This is a genomic window from Neobacillus drentensis (assembly GCF_036965245.1).
Lineage (GTDB): Bacteria > Bacillota > Bacilli > Bacillales > Cytobacillaceae > Neobacillus > Neobacillus drentensis_G.
The window spans coordinates 1-3,194 of the sequence record NZ_JBALPG010000150.1 but is presented as its reverse complement, the minus strand read 5'-3'; the positions used below and the strand labels follow the sequence as shown (position 1 = coordinate 3,194).

The window sequence follows — 3,194 nt, the reverse complement described above, 5'->3', positions numbered from 1 at the left end:
TTGTATGTATCAGCAATACTGTACCACGGCTCAATGCAAACGAACGGAGCTATCTTTCCATCTGTGTCCATATATTTCGATCAAACACCAACAAACGGAAATTCCTCGAACATTACTGTTAGAGAATTCATCCATGTAATCTACCTCCAATAACCTAAATAAATTATTAAAAATAAATACCACTAATCAGAAAATGGCAACTTTTTGCAATGCAAAACCGTCTAAAAATTAATAGGAGGTGCAGGATGAAAAGAAGAATGACTTTTTTTGCCCTTATTTCTGTTTTTCTTTTATTAATGGTCGGCTGCACAACAAAAGGAAAAGGCAAAAGAAAATTAACAAGAATTGATGTGTTTATCGGCAATCAAGAGGAAACGCACATTCAAGATAAGGATANNAAATATCAGCGAATGTAAAATGGGAACCGAACACGCTTCCAAAAATAGCTCGAGAAGCAGATGTAAAAGTAGTTTTCTTTTATGAGGTGAAGAAAAATTTGCCTGAAAAATTAACCGAATATGAAATTTGGTTTAATGAGGATACTGGGACAGCAGCCATAATCAGTACTAATGAAAAAGAGGGTTACGGCATGCTGGATAAAGAATATACAAAAGCTTTAAAAAACATTTTCATTAAATAACAAATAGAATGGGACAGTACCCTGGAACGTTAAGCTTTTGTTCACTGAGGGCCTGTCCCTAAAATTAGAGATTAGAAGATTTAAAATTCAATATGATTGGCTCGGTTTTCTCCATCGTCGCTTTATATAGACTAATTTCACCTGTTGGCGGCACAGCTGCTGCAGAATGGACTTCAAAGTTTTCATTTAATGAAATCGTCCAAACAGCCTGATCATTGGCAGTTAAAACAACAGCAAGTGTTCCGAACTGAACGATATGATCCCAATCGAATGTTTCCTTCTTTCCATTGGACAAAACAGAAATTCCCTCTTTGTTACTAATCACCTCTGTATCGTTACCCTTCCAGTGACCGTAAATGGATGGGCCTACATAATAATACCCTCCCCCGCCTCGATCACCAAAAGTGCCTATGTATTGGTGGATGGAATGATCACTTGCTTTATAGGTAACCGCCGCAACATCGTTTGCTAACCATTCTACCTTGAATTCTTCCGTCGTTGCATAAGGCAATCTTTCCTTAGGGAGTGCTAGAATCCCAAAATAGGTTCGAAAAAATACCGCATCTCCAGTGTTCGTATTTTCTTTGATGGATAGGACATGTTTATAATCAGGAGAAAGGCTGACAATATTTTTTATTTGATGATTGCTATAAAATAGCAGCCCAACATTAACGATCATAAAAAGAACCAAAATCCCTGTACCAATCAATTTCGTCTTTTTCGCCAATGCAAGCAAGAAATAGATACCTAGACCTATACATAGTACGCAAAATATATTGACGACATAAAATATCCGATTATCGCTATATTCAACTTGAAATCTATTGTGCATAAATAGGTATCCCATCTGCAAACAGAAAAAGCAAATTGAAATAAAGAAGAAGATCCAACCGTAAATTTTTCTATTTTTATCCTTATTCTGTTTCATCCGGTTTTACCTCCGTAGAAAACTCCCATGTTTTACCGTTATCGTTCGAAAGAAACTTCCCTTTTACTTTTCCGCCTTCATAATCGCCGTTTGGCCCTTGATTAATGTAGACTGCTAAATGGTCTTCTTCTTTAAAGGGCATTTCAGCCTGTACGAAAATTTCATTATATTGATCGGGAATGTTAATATTTGCCTTCATCCAGGAATTCCCTGTATCTTGAGTCATATAAAGGTCAGGTTCATCTGGATTAATAATTCCATAGGATAAAAAACCTGTATTTTCATCAACAAAGCCTCCATCTAAAATTAACCTTGTCACATTTGATGAATTCGTTTCACTCCAAGAAATACCCCCATCATGGGTTACAAAGACATTTGACATTTCCTGTGACATCGTACGATCTCCGGAAAGAATGACATAACCAAAATTCTCTTCTAAAAAATTCACTTTTCGGAACCGGAGGGATGGATAATGTTCCGTGACAACTGCATCCTGCCAATTCTTACCTTGGTCAAGCGAATACTTTAGGATAATTTTATTGTCGGCCAAGCCTGGGCCATCTGAGTACAAAAATGCAGCAAGATTATTTGAAAGGATATAGCTGTTATCAATGAGCTCTTGTTTATTCCCGCTAAAATCGCCTTCAAATAATTTACCTATTTCAATTGGAACGGTCGTCCAGCTTTTCCCTTTATCGTATGTAATTTGTAGTTTGTCGTTTTGAAGAGAATAATCAATGGTTTGATCAGCATATAGGGCTTGTTCATTTTGATCAGATTGATTTTGTTCCGCTTCGTTTTGATCTAACTTTAGTGGTGGCGTTTTAGTTGAATTTTGGTAAAAGACTAAAACTATGATTAAGCAAATCACCATTACACTGGTTATTCCAAGAATAATCTTGTTCATTTTGGAAAACTCCTCTTTATAGCTGTTATAGTAAAGATTGTGGTTATTCGTAAAAATTTCATTATCTATGATTATTGATTTCGTATAAATCAGTGCTTGCCCCATAGCAAACTGTGGTCAGGCAAGTATCAATTAATGTGCTAAATTAAATCCTCTTAAATAAGCACCTCCATTGTTAACTTGAGTTTGACGATATTACTTGCTATCACATAAATTGTACCACACAAATACATAGAATTTCTATGTATATTATATATTAACCTACCAGAACATCAAGAAATTATTTCAAAATCGCAATGATATTTTTAAAAATGAATATCAAAAAACCCTTATGAGCAGCATTAATAAGTTCAATTCCACATTCAAATTCTACAATAAAGGAATTACCTCACAAGTAAGGATTTTATTTTTTTGGTATAGGAATATAAAGTGGTACAATTAGTAAGAAAGGCGGGGATAATTATGGTGATTCAATCAAATATGTCTTCAAAAGCTATTGTTCATGTTTGGGAAAATACAGCAGATACTTTTAAAAAATTTAACGTCCCAATTTCTGAAATATCTTTGGATGCACTAGTAAACAATTCTGTGCTTCCTGCCCTACTAGCAGAACTAAACACTGTTGTTGGTAGTTCAGGTGCTACTTGTATAGAAGGCGGCTGACAAGTACCATCTAAATAGGAGTAGGTTACTCCTTAAAAACCTTGAAATAAATAATG

At 35.1% G+C, this 3,194-nt stretch carries 4 protein-coding genes; 2 read left to right on the top strand and 2 right to left on the bottom strand.

Annotated features, from left to right (window positions below):
• The first annotated feature begins 496 nt into the window (after nt 1-496).
• Nucleotides 497-640, top strand: coding sequence for a hypothetical protein (locus V7150_RS22780; protein ID WP_335522770.1), 144 nt, complete (start codon nt 497-499; stop codon nt 638-640).
• Between the two features lie 64 nt (nt 641-704).
• Here the strand turns inward: V7150_RS22780 and V7150_RS22775 are convergent, their stop codons facing one another.
• Nucleotides 705-1,568, bottom strand: coding sequence for a hypothetical protein (locus tag V7150_RS22775; RefSeq protein WP_335522769.1), 864 nt, complete (start codon nt 1,566-1,568; stop codon nt 705-707).
• Nucleotides 1,555-2,475: a WD40/YVTN/BNR-like repeat-containing protein gene (locus tag V7150_RS22770; RefSeq protein ID WP_335522767.1), complete on the bottom strand. Its 921-nt coding sequence runs from the start codon at nt 2,473-2,475 to the stop codon at nt 1,555-1,557. Before V7150_RS22770 ends, V7150_RS22775 begins: the two co-directional genes overlap by 14 nt.
• Nucleotides 2,476-2,937: 462 nt before the next feature.
• Between V7150_RS22770 and V7150_RS22765 the strand changes: the two genes are divergently transcribed.
• Nucleotides 2,938-3,138, top strand: a complete 201-nt coding sequence (locus V7150_RS22765; protein WP_335522765.1) for a hypothetical protein — start codon at nt 2,938-2,940, stop codon at nt 3,136-3,138.
• The last annotated feature ends 56 nt before the right edge of the window (nt 3,139-3,194 follow it).